The following is a 17798-nucleotide window of genomic DNA, read 5'->3' as shown; positions in this document are numbered from 1 at the left end:
GTGACCTTGTGTTTGTTTTGTTAATAAAGCGAGTTTTTAGCAAAAAACTCGGAGTTTTTGACAAGTAATCCTTATATACTCTAAATACACTGCAGCCATTGTAGAGATCCCGAACTCTTTTCGGGTGTGAGATTAAGGAAAACGCATGTTTACAGCTACTGATGTGTTAAAGCCAGAATTCAACGAGCAGTCGCTTGCTGATCTTTGGACGCTTATCTCACCATTATATATGGTGGATGAAACCCAATGGCTAGAGCAACTTCTGCCGCTAGCTACCCCTTCTGAGTCAGAAAAGCAGCAAATTACAGAGAAAACGACATCATTGATCGAAGCTATCCGTGCGGATAAAACTTCTATCCAGATGATCGATGCGCTGTTGCTTGAATACAGCTTAGACACTCAAGAGGGCATCTTGCTGATGTGTCTGGCGGAAGCCTTGATGCGTATTCCTGATTCAGCAACAGCTGATGCACTGATTCGCGACAAACTAAGCGTTGCGGATTGGAAATCTCACCTAAAGAATTCTGATTCGGTGTTTGTTAATGCATCGACTTGGGGCTTAATGCTAACGGGTAAGGTGGTTGGACTTTCATCTAATGAGCAGAGTGCTGGCCAAGCAGTAAATCGTTTAGTGAACAAGCTTTCTGAGCCGGTGATTCGTAAAGCGATGCACCAAGCAATGAAGGTGATGGGTCACCAATTCGTTCTTGGCCGCAGCATTGCTGAAGCGCAAAAGAACGGTAAGTCTATGCGTGACAAAGGTTTTACCTACTCATACGACATGCTAGGTGAAGCGGCACTGACCACTGCTGACGCAAACAAGTATTTTAAAGATTACCTAATGGCAATTGAAGCCGTAGGTCGAGACACGTATGTCTCTTCAAAATCTAGCCCAGCGCCATCTGTGTCTATCAAGCTTTCTGCGCTTCACCCTCGTTACGAAGTAGCGAATGAAGACCGCGTACTGACTGAACTTTGCGACACGCTAGAGCAGCTATTACGCCGCGCAGTAGAGCTCGATGTTGCAATTACGATTGATGCGGAAGAAGCGGATCGCCTAGAGCTTTCTCTTAAATTATTCGAAAAACTGTACCGCACTGATCTTGTAAAAGGTTGGGGGAAATTTGGTCTGGTTATTCAAGCGTACTCAAAGCGTGCACTACCGGTTCTAGTATGGCTAAACCGCCTAGCAAAAGAGCAGGGTGATTTGATCCCACTTCGTTTGGTGAAAGGTGCTTACTGGGATAGCGAAATTAAATGGTCGCAACAAGCTGGCTTTAGTGATTACCCAGTTTACACACGCAAAGAAGCGACTGATGTAGCTTACCTAGCGTGTGCGCGTTACCTATTGAGCCCAAGTGTTCGCGGTAATATCTTCCCGCAGTTTGCGAGCCACAATGCTCACACTGTTTCTGCTATTGCAGTGATGACAGAGCATAAAGACTTTGAATTCCAACGCTTACACGGCATGGGTGACTCTCTTTACAACCATGCAATGGAAGCTTACCAACAGTCGGTACGTATTTACGCGCCAGTTGGTAGCCATAAAGATCTACTGCCATACCTAGTACGTCGTCTGCTAGAAAACGGCGCAAACAGCTCGTTTGTACACCGCTTGGTTGATGCTCGTTGCCCCGTGGCAGAGCTGACACAGCACCCAGTCGACATGCTTCTGGCATTCGATGCTTTGAACAACACCAAGATTCCTCTTCCGCCAGCGGTATTCCCTGAGCGTAAGAACTCATACGGTGTGAACATTGATATCGAAAGTGAAGCGCATCAGTTTGAAGAGCAAGTAAAAGGCTTTTTGAACGTTCAATGGACTGCTGGACCTGTGATCAACGGTGAATCTCTTGCCGAAAGCATGATCAAGGCTGATCAGAACGTTGAACAAGTCACCGCACCTTACGATCGTCGTATTAATGTGGGTCAGGTGGCTTTCGCTAACCTTGATCATGTTTCCGCAGCGATCACTGGCGCAGACGCAGCATTTGCTGATTGGAACGCGACTTCGGTTGAAACCAAAGCGGCTGCACTTGATAAGCTGGCTGACCTGATGGAAGACAACCTGGCTGAGCTAGTGGCTATTTGTCATCAAGAAGCGGGTAAGACAATTCACGATAGCGTTGATGAAGTACGTGAAGCGGTCGACTTCTGCCGTTACTACGCAAAACAAGCGAACAACTTACAAGGTTTTGAGCTAAAAGGCTTTGATGGCATAACTCGAATCGCTTCGCGACAAGGTCGTGGTGTGTTCGTTTGTATCAGCCCTTGGAACTTCCCATTGGCGATCTTCCTTGGCCAAATTACAGCGGCACTAGTCGCGGGCAACACGGTTGTGGCGAAACCTGCAGAGCAAACAAGCTTGATTGCAGCTCGCGCTGTTGAACTGATGAATGAAGCGGGTTTCCCTGCTGGAACGATTCAACTTCTACCAGGTCGTGGTGCTGAGATCGGCAGTGCGCTAACTAGCCATGATGCGATTGCTGGCGTTGCCTTTACCGGTTCAACACCAACAGCACAACGTATCAACGTGTCACTGGCAAGTCGCAATGCTAAACCTGTTCCGTTTATTGCGGAAACCGGGGGTCAGAATGCGATGATCGTCGACAGTACCGCACTGCCTGAACAGGTGGTTCGTGATGTGATTCGTTCTGCGTTTGCTTCTGCAGGCCAACGTTGTTCTGCACTGCGTGTTCTTTACATCCAAGAAGACATTGCAGACCGCGTGGTTGGATTGATTCACGGTGCAATGGACGAACTGAGTGTAGGTATTCCGCATCTTCATAAAACGGATGTTGGTCCTGTTATCGATCAAAATGCGAAACAGAAGTTGATGACGCACTTAGAAAACATGACTAAGACCCAGAAGAAAGTGGCTCAACTTTCTCTAGGAACGGATTGTGAACATGGTGACTTTGTTCCACCAAGTGCATTTGAAATCGATGATATTAGCTGTTTGAAAGAAGAGCAGTTTGGCCCTGTGCTGCATATCGTTCGCTTCAAAGCGAGTGAGCTGGCGCAAGTGGTAGACCAAATTAACCAAACCGGTTTTGGCTTAACCATGGGTATTCACAGCCGTAACGAGACAACTTACCGTTGGATCGAAAAACACGTTCGTGTGGGTAATTGTTACATCAACCGTGACCAAGTCGGTGCTGTTGTTGGTGTTCAACCATTTGGTGGTCAAGGCTTGTCAGGTACTGGCCCTAAAGCGGGTGGTCCTCACTACCTATATCGCTTTACTGATGTTCATTTCTCTCAATCACAAGACAAGGTATAAGGAGCATTATCATGGTTCATCAAGTGACAGGTTTTTCTGATGCTTTGCTAGCGTGGGAACAATGGAACCTTACAGACTTTGATTACAAGAGTGCTCAGGTACTTGCGCTTAAATCAGAGATCGAAAGCCAATCTGCGCCTTTGGCAATGGTGGCGACTTATCATCTAGAGCAAGCGTCTGCGCTGCTTTCTGAACATCATCTAATGGCTGGCCCTACGGGCGAAACCAATGAGTTGTATGCCGCTGGTCGCGGTGTGGCTTTGGTTATTGTTGATGATTGCGAAGAGAAAGTGCCCGCACGACAAACCGCAACAGCGATGATTACCGCAGCACTATTGGCAGGTAACAGCGTGCAACTGTGCGGTGATGACGTACAGTTCAACACATTAATTGTAGATGCTGCAAAACAAGCGAATCTACCAACCAACTTGGTGCAGGTTGCCTCGTATGACGCTGCTCAACAGTTGTTGTCTTGCGATGTACGTAGCGTGGGTTACGTGGGTAACTCGCAAACGGCACAAGCTATCAATTTACAGCTTGCTAAGCGTGACGGTGCAATCGTCGGTTTAGTAGCTGAAACGGATCTGACCGCAATGAATGTTGCCAATGATCCACACCTATCGCTGCGCTTCATTACCGAGCGTACGCGAACTATAAATATAACAGCCGTGGGCGGTAACGCGACCTTGCTCGAACTTGGAAGCGAAGCTCACTAACCTTCATTAAATCTGGCTCTAAAGACTTTTGGGTTTTCCATTGGTATTTGGAGCCATAATCCCTAATTCAATGTATTCGCTTACCTTTGCGGTGAGTGCATTGCATCGAATTAGGCATGGAAGGCTTTCTACAAAATGAGGACTATCAAATGATAGAAAACAGTTTTGCAATAACGACGACGTTCATTGCGTATCTAATTATGATGCTAGCGATCGGTGTTATTGCTTACAAGCGTACATCTAACTCAACTGACTACTTCCTAGGTGGTCGTTCGTTAGGCCCATGGCCTGCTGCACTTTCTGCTGGTGCATCAGACATGAGTGGTTGGTTGCTACTAGGCCTGCCTGGTTACGCTTACGCTGCTGGCTTTGAAGCATTCTGGCTTGCTGGTGGTCTACTTGTGGGTACTTGGGCTAACTGGTTAATCAGTGCTAAACGTCTACGTACTTACAGTATTACGACTGAATCACTGACTCTGCCTGAGTTCTTATCTCGCCGCTTCAATGATAACTCTAAGCTGATTCAAACAATCTCTGCTTTCTTTATCCTTTTATTCTTCCTTTTCTACACAAGTTCAGGCTTGGTAGCAGGTGGTAAATTGTTTGAAACCGTATTCGGCCTAGATTACACAACAGCGGTAATCATCGGTACTGTATGTGTGGTTTCTTACACCTTGTTTGGTGGCTTCTTGGCGGTAGCTTGGACGGATTTGGTTCAAGGTCTACTGATGTCTGCAGCACTATTGATTGTACCAATTGCTGCAATGGACGGTGGCCTAGGTCAGCTTTCTAGCGACCTACACAACATCAACCCAGAGCTATTAACGCTATGGAATGATGCGAAGGGTGAGCCTCTTTCTGCTATTGCGATCATATCTCTAGCGGCATGGGGTTTAGGTTACTTCGGTCAACCACACATCTTGGCTCGTTTTAAAGCAACTCGTTCAAACAAAGATCTTGTGACAGCACGCCGCATTGCGGTTATTTGGACTGCTCTTTCTATGATTGGTGCAATGCTAGTGGGTCTGGTTGGTCTAATTTACGTGACTAACTCTGGTGCACCTAAGCTAGACGATGGCGAGAAGATCTTCATGCTTCTTGTTAACGCGATGTTCCACCCAGTAATCGCAGGTATCCTACTTGCTGCAATTCTAGCGGCAATCATGAGTACTGCGGATTCACAACTTCTTGTTTCTTCATCTGCAATGGCAGAAGATCTGTACAAGCAAGTTCTGAAGAAAGACGCAACGTCAGAAGAGATTGTTCGTGTGGGTCGCTTTGCGGTAATCCTAATCTCTCTTATCGCGCTATTTTTAGCGATGACACCAGACAGTTCAGTACTTGGCCTTGTATCTTACGCATGGGCTGGTTTTGGTGCTGCATTTGGTCCAGCTATCGTGTTGAGCCTTTACTGGTCTCGTATGAACCGTAACGGCGCTCTAACGGGTATCGTGGTTGGTGGTGTTACGATTGTACTTTGGAAGCAGTTCACGGGTGGTTGGTTCGATGTGTACGAAATCGTACCAGGAATCATCCTATCGACTCTTTCTATCGTTATCGTGAGCCTAATTACGGGTGAGCCAGAAGACGAAGTGAAGAAGCAACACGCTGAATTCGAGAAAAATCTGGTAGAACTAGACTAGTTTTATTGTCATTCGTCTAGGTGAGAAGCTAGGCGAATTTACATTGTAAAACTCTGATGATTTAGCAAAGAATATCAGTAAAAATAATAGAGTCACTCCGGTGGCTCTATTTTTTGACCAGTCCCTAATGCTCTCGACTTCTTTTTGAACGATATTCAATGACTCCAAGAACTCTTGGTGAGTACTCGGTTCCATCTTCTCAAACTGTTTGTGCCAGTTCTTTATGTCATCTTCGCTGAATCCAGCATTTTCTATTACTTTAACCCAGCGAACCTTAGTCAGCGATTTCTGCTCAAGCAATTCAGGTTGTTCTAGTAGAATGACAATTGCCTTTTGTTGTTGGCGAAGATTCTGAACCTCTTTCTCTAGAGCATTGAACCGGTTCACTAAGGTTTGCTCTTGTTTCGAGTCGTCTTTGCGATCAAGTAGCGCGGTCATTTCTTGGGTGGATAATCCAAAGGAGCGGTAAGAGATAATGCTTTCTATGCGAGCCTGTTCCTTCTCACCATACCAACGGTAGCCATTGTCTGAACGACAGTTAGGTAGTAACAACCTTGCACGTTCGTAATAAAGAATGGGGTTTTGATTCGGCAATTTGAACAGTTGAATGACGTCGGTATTTTTCTGAGGTGCGACGTTTGTCGTACTTAAGATCGGGGGGGAATCTGCCGTGATCGAGCGGTTATTGGGGTTTTACAATGTAAATCGAAGTGGTTGGATCTTGCGTGAGAAGGGAAAGATCAATTTACTCAATGGAGTGTGATGTCAAAAAATGACACAGAAAAGTGGCTAATTTTTGAACTTGTCGCTCACTTTTGTTACTAGCAAGGTGAATTGTGGAACCGAATTGAACATGATGTGTCAATTATCAGTAACAGCTAAAGACCTATAGGACAAAGGTATGCCAGATCTCTATTGCAAAGGATGTAAAAAAACAACACTACATAAGTCTATAATGAAACGTTGTGAATCAGAGCCTGAGACGACTTCTGGCCGCATGTTGCAATGGACATCTAAGCTTTTTAGTGGCAACCAGTACTACGATATGGAAACACAACATTTTTGTCGAACGTGTAATTGCCGTTGCGAATCTGGGCGTATCGTCCCACAAGTTGGCTTAGCTTAGTCAATAGTAAGTACTTACTTATTTAGATCAAAAAAACCTCCGCCTTGGAGGTTTTTTCATTTTTATGCGGCTTTTAACGCTAGCTCTGCTTCAATGGAGTTACCATCAATTTTCACGTCCCATCCGTAGTTGGAGTACTCATTTGCCAGTGCTTGAGCGACGTCTTTTGATACGGTTACGTGTGTCCATGAGCCAATGCCATACGGCTTGTATGCGAGTTCCTGCGTTTTCATAATAGAGTCATCCTTTCTCTTTGATAATTCTATTATTCACTTTGGTCTATATCCTTTCTTTCGTTTCTGGCTCAACTTATTTGTTATTTGGGTCATTTTTATAATAATTTGTTAATAACCAGAAGATGACTTATAAGGCTTGTTATCGGTTTGGGTTTATTTATGCACCCTGTGAATGCTTCCTGTGCATTTAGTTTTTTAAATGTGTGAGCGGGGTTTTGCTCCATTTTGATCACTATGGAATATACTGAGCCGAATTTAGAATGTTTAAGGAATGTTATGTCTCAGCACCAACTCGATCGTATCGATAAAGAGATACTAAGAATTCTGCATATGAAAGGGCGTTTGCCTGTTGTTGAGTTGGCAAAACAAGTCAACCTAACCACTTCTCCATGTTCCGATAGACTCAAACGATTGGAAAAAGATGGCTACATCACCGGCTATCATGCTGAGCTGTGTTCTGAGAAGTTAGGGCTCGATGTTCAAGTCTTTATCCATATTCGACTCGACCAAACGAGCTTCTCTATTTTTGATAAGTTTGCACAGGCGGTTGAAATGATGCCCGAGGTGGAGGAGTGTTATTCCCTCTCCGGTGACTTTGACACCATGATCAAGGTTCGAGTGAAAGACATGAAGGCATACCAAGCGTTTATGGCAACCAAGCTGGGTACATTGCCGGGCGTGATCCAGACTCGAAGCGAAGTGGTGATTGAAGAGCATAAGAAGGGCTTTGGCGTGAACCCTGAGTTGTTGGCAACTTTAAAGTAATTCGATGCCGAAACTGTTTCTCAATTGGTTGTTAGCGGTTGCTTAGTTACTAATGAGCAGTAACGAGCTAGTGATTAGGTATAAATAGATTAGATATAAAAAATGGAAGCTCATGAGCTTCCATTTTTTGTTGAGTGTCAGAGGTAGGCAATCAGATAAGTTGGTTGTCGGTAAACCGATTACAGGGTAATTACCGCTGAGATTAAGCCAATCACACCACCGAATACACCACCCCATACTACTAGCCAGCCAAGGTGCTTCTTGATCATGGTCTGAACCATCTCTTTCACAAGTTTTGGTGTTAGTTCATTCAAACGCTGGTCGATAATCGCTTCAATGTTCTCTTTGATTTCATCCATCATGGCAGGTGATTCAAGTTCATCCTTGATGGCATTTTTTACCGAATCACTCTTGCTGATTTCAATCACAGACTCTTGCATCTTTTCTACAAATGGCGCTTTCATCGGCTGCAGGGCTTCTGTGCCGCCAACCATTGCCAACATGCCACCGAACTGTGAGTTCTCAATAACATGAACCAATGAATCGAATGCAGGGTTGAAGTCGATCTTCTTAATCACGGGCTCTAGATTGAGCGATTTTCCGGTTATCTCACTGCTAAGGAAACGGTCGATGTTACTTTCAGTGAAGAACTGTTCCATCATCAGTTGCTTAATAGCGGCCTTGAACTCTTCAAAACGAGCTGGAATAACGCCAGAACCGTACAAACCGGGGACTTTTTCGAACAACATGTGTATAGCAAGCCAGTTGGTGATGGCACCTGAAAAGGCGAATAGGCCTGCATAAAGCAAGTATTGGTTTGCTGTCGCATAGCCGCCAGTAAGCAGCGCTAACGCAATAACGTTAGTTAAGACACTTTTGTTCATGGTTGATCTCTAGAAAGAATACTGTGCGCATTTTAAGAAAAAAACGCCAAGAAAAAAACAAAAGGATCGATGAAGTTTATGGGGCAGGTAGAAAAGAGTTCTCAATAACAGGCATAAAAAAGGCTAGCCTCCCCCCGAAGTCTAGCCTTATTCCAGAACGCGCAAGCGAAGCGTCTTGATCTGTTATCGCTATTATATAATTACGACATAACATTCTGCTACGTGTAATTTACCGTTAATTAACAAATTGGTGTGAATTACGCCGCACTTTTAAAGTAGCACAACACAAGCTATGGCCAAAAACGTTAGCGCTTGGAAAAGCCTCCACGGTATTCGTCAATTCCAACTCTTTGGTGGTGCACCAGTTACCACTTATCGTGAATTGCGCCGCTTAGCGAATCAAAACAAAAAAGCGTTCATTGAATACGTTTTTAACCAGCAACGTGAAGACCTCATCAATATCTATTTAATGTCTCATTACCAGTTAGTTGGTCCGTTTAAGTCCGCTTGTACAATGAAGAATGCGGAGCTGCTTGAGGTTATTTCAAATCATTACGAAGCACGTATGAGTACTGATGATGCGAGCGTATCTGAAACGATGAAGTCAGCCGACCAAGGTGACTGGAAGGGATACATCATGGGGCAGGGGGGCCCATTCGTTAAGCGTGAAGATTTACTTATCACTAACTCTTATGAAGTGTTGCCGTTCGCTTCTCCGCACGGTGAAGACGTTCGTAAAATTGAAGGTTTTATCGCTTCAGGTGAACTGCTTAAAACACGTTTCAGAACCTGGACCATCACAAAGAAAACTAAGAAGAATACCGAAACAGTTTACGAGTTTGATAAGCCAAGCGAAAACCCGACCACATGGAGGTTAAAAGGTAAAAAAGTTACTTCCAAGGAAACGATAGAAGCTGAAGCGGGGGCTCTTGCTCCTGCTCTTGACCTTGCTCTTTCTGGAATCTCTGATTCCTCTCGGAGTTCTGTCAATAACTGTACGCAACCGAAGAAAGTACGGGTCAGCGATCAGCTTAAGCGATTATTAGAACCTTACTCTGTAGGTGGTGGTTTACCGCCAAATATTGATAGTTCAGCCTTAATCACGCTGCAACAAGGCAGTTCAATTCGAATTGATGATGAAACGAGTATAAGAATCCGCCCTGCGGAACACTTGCCATGCGGAGCGGTGCGTCCAGCCCAGCTTGTTGAAGAGCACCAACCCAAACCAGATTTGTCTTGGCTAACAGAAGTTGAGGCTAAACCGCCAGAACCTTTGACCGGAGAAGATGAAGACTACCAATACCAACAGCCAAATCTATCTGACATCACTGTAAGTAAACGTCCAAGGTAAGGAATCTCAATGTTTCCTGACCTGAACAATCGCGGCATAACTCACGTCAGAATGAGTCCCGGACAGACCTAACTTCTGCTCTACAATCTAAACACGGATGTTTGTTGAACACTTTCATGCTGTTTTCGCTATTTCAGATACACCCATCCTGTGAAACGCCTAAATTGACCTGATTTGGGCTTGAACCAGAGCATGGTGGACCAGCTCTGACAGCGGCTCCCCAGCCCTAAAGCGAAGAAACGTTAAACGGTGCCCACAAAGAATGCACTCAAACGGATCAACCTTCACATACCCTTTCAGCATAGCTGCGTAACCGGGCATTTCAGGTGCGTCTTTAGGTGCGACACCCAAGGCACCGTAGACCTTAGGGAGCATCTCACCACGACGTCGGTTTGATAGAAAACCGAAGTATCGAATCATTTTGAAGTGCTTATCTGGAATATGCTCAATCATGCGTTCTATCAGAGCTTCTGGACTCAAAATGAGGGATTCCGTTCGACCATTCCTATGGTTGAGGTAATCAAACGTCACCAAGCCTCCCTGGAAGTTATGTCGTAAACGCGACGCCGATATCGGTGGCCGTTTTAGGTATCGACCCAGGTAAGTCATGGTTGGCGTCACGTTGGCTGTTTTCTTTGCAAAGTGCAGCTTCCATCGACGGCAATATTGGCTGGTTAAAAATCGGGACCAATCTTGCTCATTACGAATGAAAGGGCAGTCCTCTCCACTCAAGTCTAACTCTGAGTAATTGGAGCTGAGAAGTTGAGTGATGGCACCGCGCCAACACTTCTCAGTGGTCTTAGCTTTAAAGAAAATCGGCTTCCATAGACCAGTCTTCTTACATAAACCCCCACGGGTGACAGACAAATGGATGTGCACATTCCAATTCAGCTTTCTGCCGTAGGTATGAAGTGCACAGAACACGCCAATATCGATATCGAGTTGCTTTGCCCATCCTAAGAAGATTTTGGCTGCGCAGCTAAAGAGATGATTGAGAAGAAAACGATTATCCCGAAAGATGGGCCACAACGTGTGTGGTAGCGTCAACGTAACGTGTTGATACTCACACTCAGGAAAGACATGTTGTTGCTTTCGTATCCACCGCTCTGTGGCTTTTATGCCACAACTGCTGCAAAAGCGAGATTTACACGTCTGGTGAATGTATTTGTGATGGGTGCAGTCAGCATGAGTGCATCGATACTCTTTAGAGCCAAAAGCAGCGGTACTGCAAGCGAGCATCTTGGTGACGTTTTCAATGACGACGGTTCGGAGGGTTTCTCGGTACTTATTGAGGTAGTTCAGCCAAGTATCGTTGGCATTGAAGAGTTGTTTGATGGGCTTATTCGGATGCATGACCTATAGGATAAACGATTCATCCAAAGCGCCCTAGTAGGTTGAGTCTCTTTGTTTTCGGCCGTAGGCCGCTCAGGCGACACCGTCGTCGGTTCAGGTAAGGAATCTCAATGTTTCCTGACCTGAACAATCGCGGCATAACTCACGTCAGAATGAGTCCCGGACAGACCTAACTTCTGCTCTACAATCTAAACACGGATGTTTGTTGAACACTTTCATGCTGTTTTCGCTATTTCAGATACACCCATCCTGTGAAACGCCTAAATTGACCTGATTTGGGCTTGAACCAGAGCATGGTGGACCAGCTCTGACAGCGGCTCCCCAGCCCTAAAGCGAAGAAACGTTAAACGGTGCCCACAAAGAATGCATTCAAACGGATCAACCTTCACATACCCTTTCAGCATAGCTGCGTAACCGGGCATTTCAGGTGCGTCTTTAGGAGCGACACCCAAGGCACCGTAGACCTTAGGGAGCATCTCACCACGACGTCGGTTTGATAGAAAACCGAAGTATCGAATCATTTTGAAGTGCTTATCTGGAATATGCTCAATCATGCGCTCTATCAGAGCTTCTGGACTCAAAATGAGGGATTCCGTTCGACCATTCCTATGGTTGAGGTAATCAAACGTCACCAAGCCTCCCTGGAAGTTATGTCGTAAACGCGACGCCGATATCGGTGGCCGTTTTAGGTATCGGCCGAGGTAAGTCATGGTTGGCGTCACGTTGGCTGTTTTCTTTGCAAAGTGCAGCTTCCATCGACGGCAATATTGGCTGGTTAAAAATCGGGACCAATCTTGCTCATTGCGAATAAAAGGGCAGTTTTCTCCACTTAAGTCTAACTCTGCGTAATGGGAACTGAGAAGTTGAGTGATGGCACCTCGCCAACACTTCTCAGTGGTCTTAGCTTTAAAGAAAATCGGCTTCCATAGACCAGTCTTCTTACATAAACCCCCACGGGTGACAGACAAATGGATGTGCACATTCCAATTCAGCTTTCTGCCGTAGGTATGAAGTGCACAGAACACGCCAATATCGATATCGAGTTGCTTTGCCCATCCTAAGAAGATTTTGGCTGCGCAGCTAAAGAGATGATTGAGAAGAAAACGATTATCCCGAAAGATGGGCCACAACGTGTGTGGTAGCGTCAACGTAACGTGTTGATACTCACACTCAGGAAAGACATGTTGTTGCTTTCGTATCCACCGCTCTGTGGCTTTTATGCCACAACTGCTGCAAAAGCGAGATTTACACGTCTGGTGAATGTATTTGTGATGGGTGCAGTCAGCATGAGTGCATCGATACTCTTTAGAGCCAAAAGCAGCGGTACTGCAAGCGAGCATCTTGGTGACGTTTTCAATGACGACGGTTCGGAGGGTTTCTCGGTACTTATTGAGGTAGTTCAGCCAAGTATCGTTGGCATTGAAGAGTTGTTTGATGGGCTTATTCGGATGCATGACCTATAGGATAAACGATCCATGTAAAGCACCCTAGTCGGTTGAGTCTCTTTGTTTTCGGCCGTAGGCCGCTCAGGCGACACCGTCGCCGGTTCAAGTAGAAGCAAAAATGCCAAGCGTTGGGAATCACTCTTAAACAGATTGTTGAACGTTTAGTCAAGTGAACCGTAAATCGCATTACAGCCATTAGTTCTCCAAAGCTCTTGATGAACTAGTTTCCAGTCGAAACTATATGCCTCTTTTAACTGAGCTTTCTCAGCTTCGAATGCTATGTCAGGTTCAGACATTTTTGCGACCATATAACCCAGTAAAACCTTACGGTCATGTAGCACTCCTAAAAAGCCAACATCCCTTCATCATTAGCTTGAAGCTGCAACTCTAGGAGCTGCTCCGTATTGGCAGTGAGAGCTTTGTAAAATTTGGACATTGCTTCTTGGGCTTCGGCATCTGATTTAAAATTGCCTAATAGAACATCCAAACACTTTGCATAGTCTTGGTTCACAGCATAGAGTTGCTCCGCAGAATGTAAACGCCCCATGAACCCACGAGGCGATGTTGTTAATGTTTGAAGTTCCAAGGTAGGAGCGCATCGATATCAGGCTCAGCTTTCGCTAGCTCTTTCATGCACTTGACCATGTAGTCGTAGAGGATAAGGCCGTTGGCTTTCGCCGTCTCGACGATGCTGTAAAGCATCGCGCTCGCATCAGCACCATTTGGTGTGTTCGAGAAGAGCCAATTTTTTCTGCCAATGACCAGCGGTTTAATGGCGCGTTCAGCACGATTATTATCGATAGATAAATGACCGTCATCGATATAGCGGATAAGTTTCGGCCATTGGCCGAGCGTGTATTTTATCGCCTTGCCCAGCGAGCTAGACGCTAGCACTTGTTGAGTCGTCATCCACTCGTACAGCTCATCCAGTATCGGCTTGGCATGCAGTTGACGTTCTGCTTTTCGTGTTTCGACAGTCGCACCTCTTAAGCGCGATTCTATCCCATAGAGCTTCTGGATTTTGGCTAGCGCTTTATCTGCTTTGCCTGACTTACCTTTACCTTGAAGCTTCTTAGCATCCATGAACTTACGCCGTGCATGTGCCAAGCAACCAACATTGGTTACGTGATGAAGACCATCATAGGCACCATAGCCATCGGTTTGCAGATAACCACTGTAATCCCCCAAGAAGGCAACAGGGCATGCCCTCGCGCGACTGTTTTGATAGTCGTACAAGGCGATATTCTTTACATTCGGCAGTGCAGCGTCGGGCGAGTCTGCGCCCGAGCAGTAGAGCCACATATAACACTGTTTATCTTCTTTGAGGACATTGAGCGGCGTTTCATCTGCCTGAACCACCACTTGTTGGAGTAGATGCTCTTTCAAGGCCGCATACAGCGGTGTGAACTTCTCACTGACTTGGATAACCCACCTTGCCATCGTGGTTCGTGATAGCTCGATACCCGACTGGGTAAACAGCGACTCTTGGCGGTACAGTGGCATTGCGTATTGATATTTGCCAAGGATGATGTTGGCTAGCAAGCTTTCTGTCGCGAAGCTTTTAGGGATGATGCTCTGGGGCGCTGGCTTTTGAACGATGTGGCTTTTGTCTTCAGTTTGCTCGCACTGACGACAAGCATACTTAGGACGAACATATTCCAGCACTTTGAGCACGGCTGGTGAGAACTCAAGTTTCTCACTGCGGTCTTCACCGATTTTATGCAGACTATGTTGGCAGCATGCACACTGTTTTTCATGGTCGTCTAAATCGAGTTCGATAACCTCACGAGGCAAAGTCTTTGGAAGTGGCTTGCGTTTACCACGCTTCTTCGTTGTGGTCGTTGTTACCTCAACCACCTCTCCCTTAGCGGCTTCACATTCCACTTCGTTGAAGAGGTCACCTTGAGATTCATCGTAAGGCTTTAACGCCTCCGAGCGTTTTGCGAACTGGCGGTCGAAAGCAAGTTTGAGTTGCTCAAGCAGAGATTGACGCTCTTGTTTCCATTGGTTTTCTGACGCCATCAGCGCTTTCACCATCGCTTGTAGCTTGGCAACATCTTGGCTTTCTGGGTTGATATCTGGCGTCTTTTTCATGGCATTTATTATACTAAAATCATGCTGTTAACGCTTGGCAGATAAGGCTTTATTATCGATTAAGTCATTGTAACATCGTTTATTTGAACGGGTTTATGGCCGATAATCGTGAAGCCAGAAAGCAGTCTATCAAGCTCGAATTGAGTCAGGGTAAACACTTCATTTTTCTCTTTTGTAGGCCATTTATACTTGGCTTTTTCAAGGCGTTTATACCAAAGCGCAAAGCCAGTTTTATCCCAGTACAGCACTTTGATTTTGTCGCGGTGTTTATTGGTGAACAGGAACAGTGCGCCGCTTCCCAAGGGTAAATCGGTGTCACTTTCGATAATCGCCGCGAGGCCATTGATGGACTTTCTAAAATCGACACTCTCACGATACAGATAAATCTCTGGTGCGCTGAGCATATGTTTCATGACAAGGCTCCAATGAGTTCTGCCAGGTAGGTAGCGGGCGTGCCTTGAGGAATGCTCAACTCCACATCATTGATGAGAAGTGTCATGTTAGCGGTGGCTATTTGAGCTTGATATTTCGTTGTCTTTTCGACGATCTCTGCCCGTACAAAGCCTTGAGAGACATCTGCTTTTTTGAGTTGCTGGCGCTTAGCGTAAACGTCGAGGGGTTGAGTTCATTAAGCTTACAAAATGCAAGCGTTGACAATGAACTCGATTCAGACTGCTCGATGAGCGTTTGCCATTCTTGATTAGTGTGTCGTTTTCCCATTTCAAATCTCCTCATGGTTGGAGACTTGATCTTATTCTTCGCGCTAGGCGATTAGAATGCGGGTTTTATGGAGCGCTTACGAATATGGCAAAGAGGTTCAACGGAAAATAGAAGCACTAGAGCTTGTTGAACAGTTAGGAAGCATAATCAAAGCCGTGTAAATGCTCAATAAAAATGGAACCATTACGGTAAATGAAAAATAAAAAAATTTGCCGCCACTTTATCGCAACTTGATGATTGAAGTTACTTTAAGTAATTGTTTTTAATTGGTTATTCTTCCACTCCAATAAATCCACCAGTTTGGTGATTCCACAGTTGCGCGTAGATACCATTCTGGTTAATCAGCTCTTGGTGCGTACCTTCTTCGACGATATTGCCTTCATCAAGCACGATCAGGCGATCCATCGCAGCAATGGTCGATAGGCGGTGTGCAATCGCGATAACCGTTTTGCCTTCCATTAGCTCAATTAAGCTCTCTTGGATTGCCGCTTCTACCTCAGAATCGAGTGCCGACGTCGCTTCATCCAGAACAAGTAGTGGCGCATTTTTCAAAAGAACACGCGAGATAGCGACACGTTGACGCTGACCACCAGAAAGCTTAACGCCACGCTCACCTACCTGAGCATCGTAACCAACGTTGCCAAATGGGTCGGTTAGGGTTTCGATAAACTCATGTGCGTGCGCCTGTTTAGTGGCTGCGTAAACTTCTTCATCTGATGCTTCAGGTCGACCGTAAAGAATGTTGTCTTTGATCGAACGGTGCAGCAGTGAGGTATCTTGAGTCACCATGCCGATATTGCTGCGTAGCGAGTCTTGTGTCACCGATGAGATCTCTTGGCCATCAATCAAAATTCGACCATCTTCTACATCGTGGAAGCGCAGTAGTAAGTTAACTAATGTCGATTTACCTGCCCCTGAACGGCCAACTAAGCCAACTTTTTCGCCCGGCTTGATATTGAGATTCAGATTGTTAATCACGCCCTTGTTCTCACCGTAGTTGAAGCTAACGTTGTCGAAGTTGATGCCGCCTTGTGGAACCTTCAATGGTTCAGCGTCTTTCTTGTCTTCGATAGAGATGGGCTTAGACAGAGTTTTAATGCCATCAATCACAGTACCTAGGTTTTCAAATAGACCGCCGATTTCCCACATGATCCACTTAGACATACCGTTAATACGCAGAGCCAAGCTGATTGCAATGGCAATCGCACCGACCGTGATCGCGTTATCTAGCCACAGGTAGATAGAGATACCAGCAATGCTGAATACCAATAGGTAGTTCGCGAATTCAACGCAGATGTTGAAGCCAGTAACCAAGCGCATTTGGCGATGCACAGTGTCTAGGAAACCTTCCATGCCTTCTTCGGCATACTCGGTTTCTCTTTTGCTGTGTGAGAACAGTTTGACCGTTGCAATGTTGGTGTAGCTATCAACAATGCGTCCTGTCATCAATGAGCGTGCATCCGCTTGCTCTGAAGACACATCTTTCAGCTTTGGTACGAAGTGCAGTTGAATGCAGACGTAAATGAACAACCAAATCAACATTGGAGCCATTAAGCGCCAATCCGATTCAGCGAGCATGAACAGCATCGCTGTGAAGTAAACTGTCACGTAAACAAACACATCGACCATTTTCGTTACGGTTTCACGCACTGCGAGCGACGTTTGCATAACTTTGGTGGCGACACGCCCAGCAAAATCATCTTGATAGAACGACAAGCTTTGCTTCAAAAGATAGCGGTGCGCTAACCAACGAATCGACATTGGATAGTTGCCCAGCAAAGTTTGGTGAAGCAATAGCGAGTAAACACTGATCAAGATTGGCATCACGACCAGCAATAGGATACCAAGTCCCATCAATGTGGATTGGTTGTCTGCCAAAAAAGTGTCTGGGTTGCTTGTTGATAGCCAATCAACCAGTTGTCCCATGTAACCGAACAGCGCGACTTCGATGATCGCGATGGTCATGCTCATAAAGCCAAGCAAGATCAACGGCTTTTCAAAACCTCGTGTGTAATGGCGGCAGAATGCCAGTATTCCATTAGGAGGTTGTATCGGCTCTCCCTTTGGAAATGCTTCAGTAAAGCCTTCAAATTTCTTGTACATAGTTTTCCCTTTATAAGCTACTACATCTTTGAGTTAGAGCATCTTGATATGTAGCTTTGTTTTTATAGTCTTGATTTGA

13 protein-coding genes and 3 pseudogenes are annotated in these 17798 nt (G+C 45.5%); 6 read left to right on the top strand and 10 right to left on the bottom strand.

Annotated elements, in window-relative coordinates:
- Positions 1–145 precede the first annotated feature (145 nt).
- The 3 genes from putA to putP all read left to right on the top strand — a co-directional run bounded on the left by putA (position 146) and on the right by putP (position 5642).
- Positions 146–3283, top strand: a complete 3138-nt coding sequence (gene putA, locus ACMAZD_RS18870; protein ID WP_435250163.1) for a bifunctional proline dehydrogenase/L-glutamate gamma-semialdehyde dehydrogenase PutA — start codon at positions 146–148, stop codon at positions 3281–3283.
- An 11-nt stretch (positions 3284–3294) separates the two neighbouring features.
- On the top strand, positions 3295–3999 hold the full coding sequence (locus ACMAZD_RS18865) for a 1-pyrroline-5-carboxylate dehydrogenase (RefSeq protein ID WP_435250162.1): 705 nt from the start codon (positions 3295–3297) through the stop codon (positions 3997–3999).
- 152 nt (positions 4000–4151) lie between these two features.
- A complete protein-coding gene (gene putP / locus ACMAZD_RS18860; RefSeq protein ID WP_435250558.1) occupies positions 4152–5642 on the top strand; it encodes a sodium/proline symporter PutP in 1491 nt (496 codons plus the stop codon).
- Positions 5643–5753: 111 nt separating this feature from the next.
- Here the strand turns inward: putP and ACMAZD_RS18855 are convergent.
- Positions 5754–6251: pseudogene (locus ACMAZD_RS18855) on the bottom strand (MerR family transcriptional regulator); the annotation flags it as partial.
- Positions 6252–6543: 292 nt separating this feature from the next.
- Between ACMAZD_RS18855 and ACMAZD_RS18850 the strand changes: the two are divergent.
- Entirely contained in the window at positions 6544–6768 is a 225-nt protein-coding gene (locus ACMAZD_RS18850) for a hypothetical protein (protein WP_435250161.1), read from the top strand.
- A gap of 62 nt (positions 6769–6830) precedes the next feature.
- Here ACMAZD_RS18850 and ACMAZD_RS18845 read toward each other — a convergent pair whose 3' ends face one another.
- Positions 6831–7001, bottom strand: coding sequence for a hypothetical protein (locus tag ACMAZD_RS18845; RefSeq protein WP_435250160.1), 171 nt, complete (start codon positions 6999–7001; stop codon positions 6831–6833).
- A gap of 279 nt (positions 7002–7280) precedes the next feature.
- On the opposite strand from ACMAZD_RS18845, the gene ACMAZD_RS18840 reads away from it, so the two are divergent.
- Positions 7281–7769 (top strand): Lrp/AsnC family transcriptional regulator, encoded by a 489-nt coding sequence (locus ACMAZD_RS18840; protein ID WP_102434491.1) that lies wholly within the window; start codon positions 7281–7283, stop codon positions 7767–7769.
- Positions 7770–7948: 179 nt separating this feature from the next.
- On the opposite strand, the gene ACMAZD_RS18835 is transcribed toward ACMAZD_RS18840, so the two are convergent.
- Positions 7949–8653 carry a DUF445 domain-containing protein gene (locus ACMAZD_RS18835; RefSeq protein WP_435250159.1) on the bottom strand — a complete coding sequence of 235 codons (705 nt, stop codon included), beginning with the start codon at positions 8651–8653 and terminating at the stop codon, positions 7949–7951.
- A 280-nt stretch (positions 8654–8933) separates the two neighbouring features.
- Between ACMAZD_RS18835 and ACMAZD_RS18830 the strand changes: the two are divergent.
- Positions 8934–10004: pseudogene (locus ACMAZD_RS18830) on the top strand (replication endonuclease); the annotation flags it as partial.
- A gap of 159 nt (positions 10005–10163) precedes the next feature.
- Here ACMAZD_RS18830 and ACMAZD_RS18825 read toward each other — a convergent pair.
- From ACMAZD_RS18825 to ACMAZD_RS18795, 7 genes and pseudogenes are all read right to left on the bottom strand, one after another.
- Positions 10164–11357 (bottom strand): IS91 family transposase, encoded by a 1194-nt coding sequence (locus ACMAZD_RS18825; protein WP_435247018.1) that lies wholly within the window; start codon positions 11355–11357, stop codon positions 10164–10166.
- A gap of 260 nt (positions 11358–11617) precedes the next feature.
- Complete coding sequence (locus tag ACMAZD_RS18820) at positions 11618–12811, bottom strand: IS91 family transposase (protein WP_435247758.1); 1194 nt, start codon at positions 12809–12811, stop codon at positions 11618–11620.
- Between the two features lie 152 nt (positions 12812–12963).
- Entirely contained in the window at positions 12964–13098 is a 135-nt protein-coding gene (locus ACMAZD_RS18815; protein WP_435250158.1) for a hypothetical protein, read from the bottom strand.
- Positions 13099–13369: 271 nt separating this feature from the next.
- Positions 13370–14896: an IS66 family transposase gene (gene tnpC, locus ACMAZD_RS18810; protein WP_435247148.1), complete on the bottom strand. Its 1527-nt coding sequence runs from the start codon at positions 14894–14896 to the stop codon at positions 13370–13372.
- 59 nt (positions 14897–14955) lie between these two features.
- On the bottom strand, positions 14956–15309 hold the full coding sequence (gene tnpB, locus ACMAZD_RS18805; protein WP_435250157.1) for an IS66 family insertion sequence element accessory protein TnpB: 354 nt from the start codon (positions 15307–15309) through the stop codon (positions 14956–14958).
- Positions 15306–15616 (bottom strand): annotated as a pseudogene (gene tnpA / locus ACMAZD_RS18800) (IS66 family insertion sequence element accessory protein TnpA). Before tnpA ends, tnpB begins: the two are co-directional and overlap by 4 nt.
- Before the next feature lie 270 nt (positions 15617–15886).
- The gene (locus ACMAZD_RS18795; protein WP_435250156.1) at positions 15887–17719 is read right to left on the bottom strand and encodes an ABC transporter ATP-binding protein; all 1833 of its coding nucleotides are present in this window, start codon (positions 17717–17719) and stop codon (positions 15887–15889) included.
- Between the last annotated feature and the right edge of the window lie 79 nt (positions 17720–17798).

It is taken from the genome of Vibrio sp. nBUS_14 (assembly GCF_051201655.1).
In the GTDB taxonomy this organism is placed as follows: domain Bacteria; phylum Pseudomonadota; class Gammaproteobacteria; order Enterobacterales; family Vibrionaceae; genus Vibrio.
The sequence above is the reverse complement of the archived record's forward strand: the minus strand, read 5'-3'. Positions and strand labels throughout refer to the sequence as shown.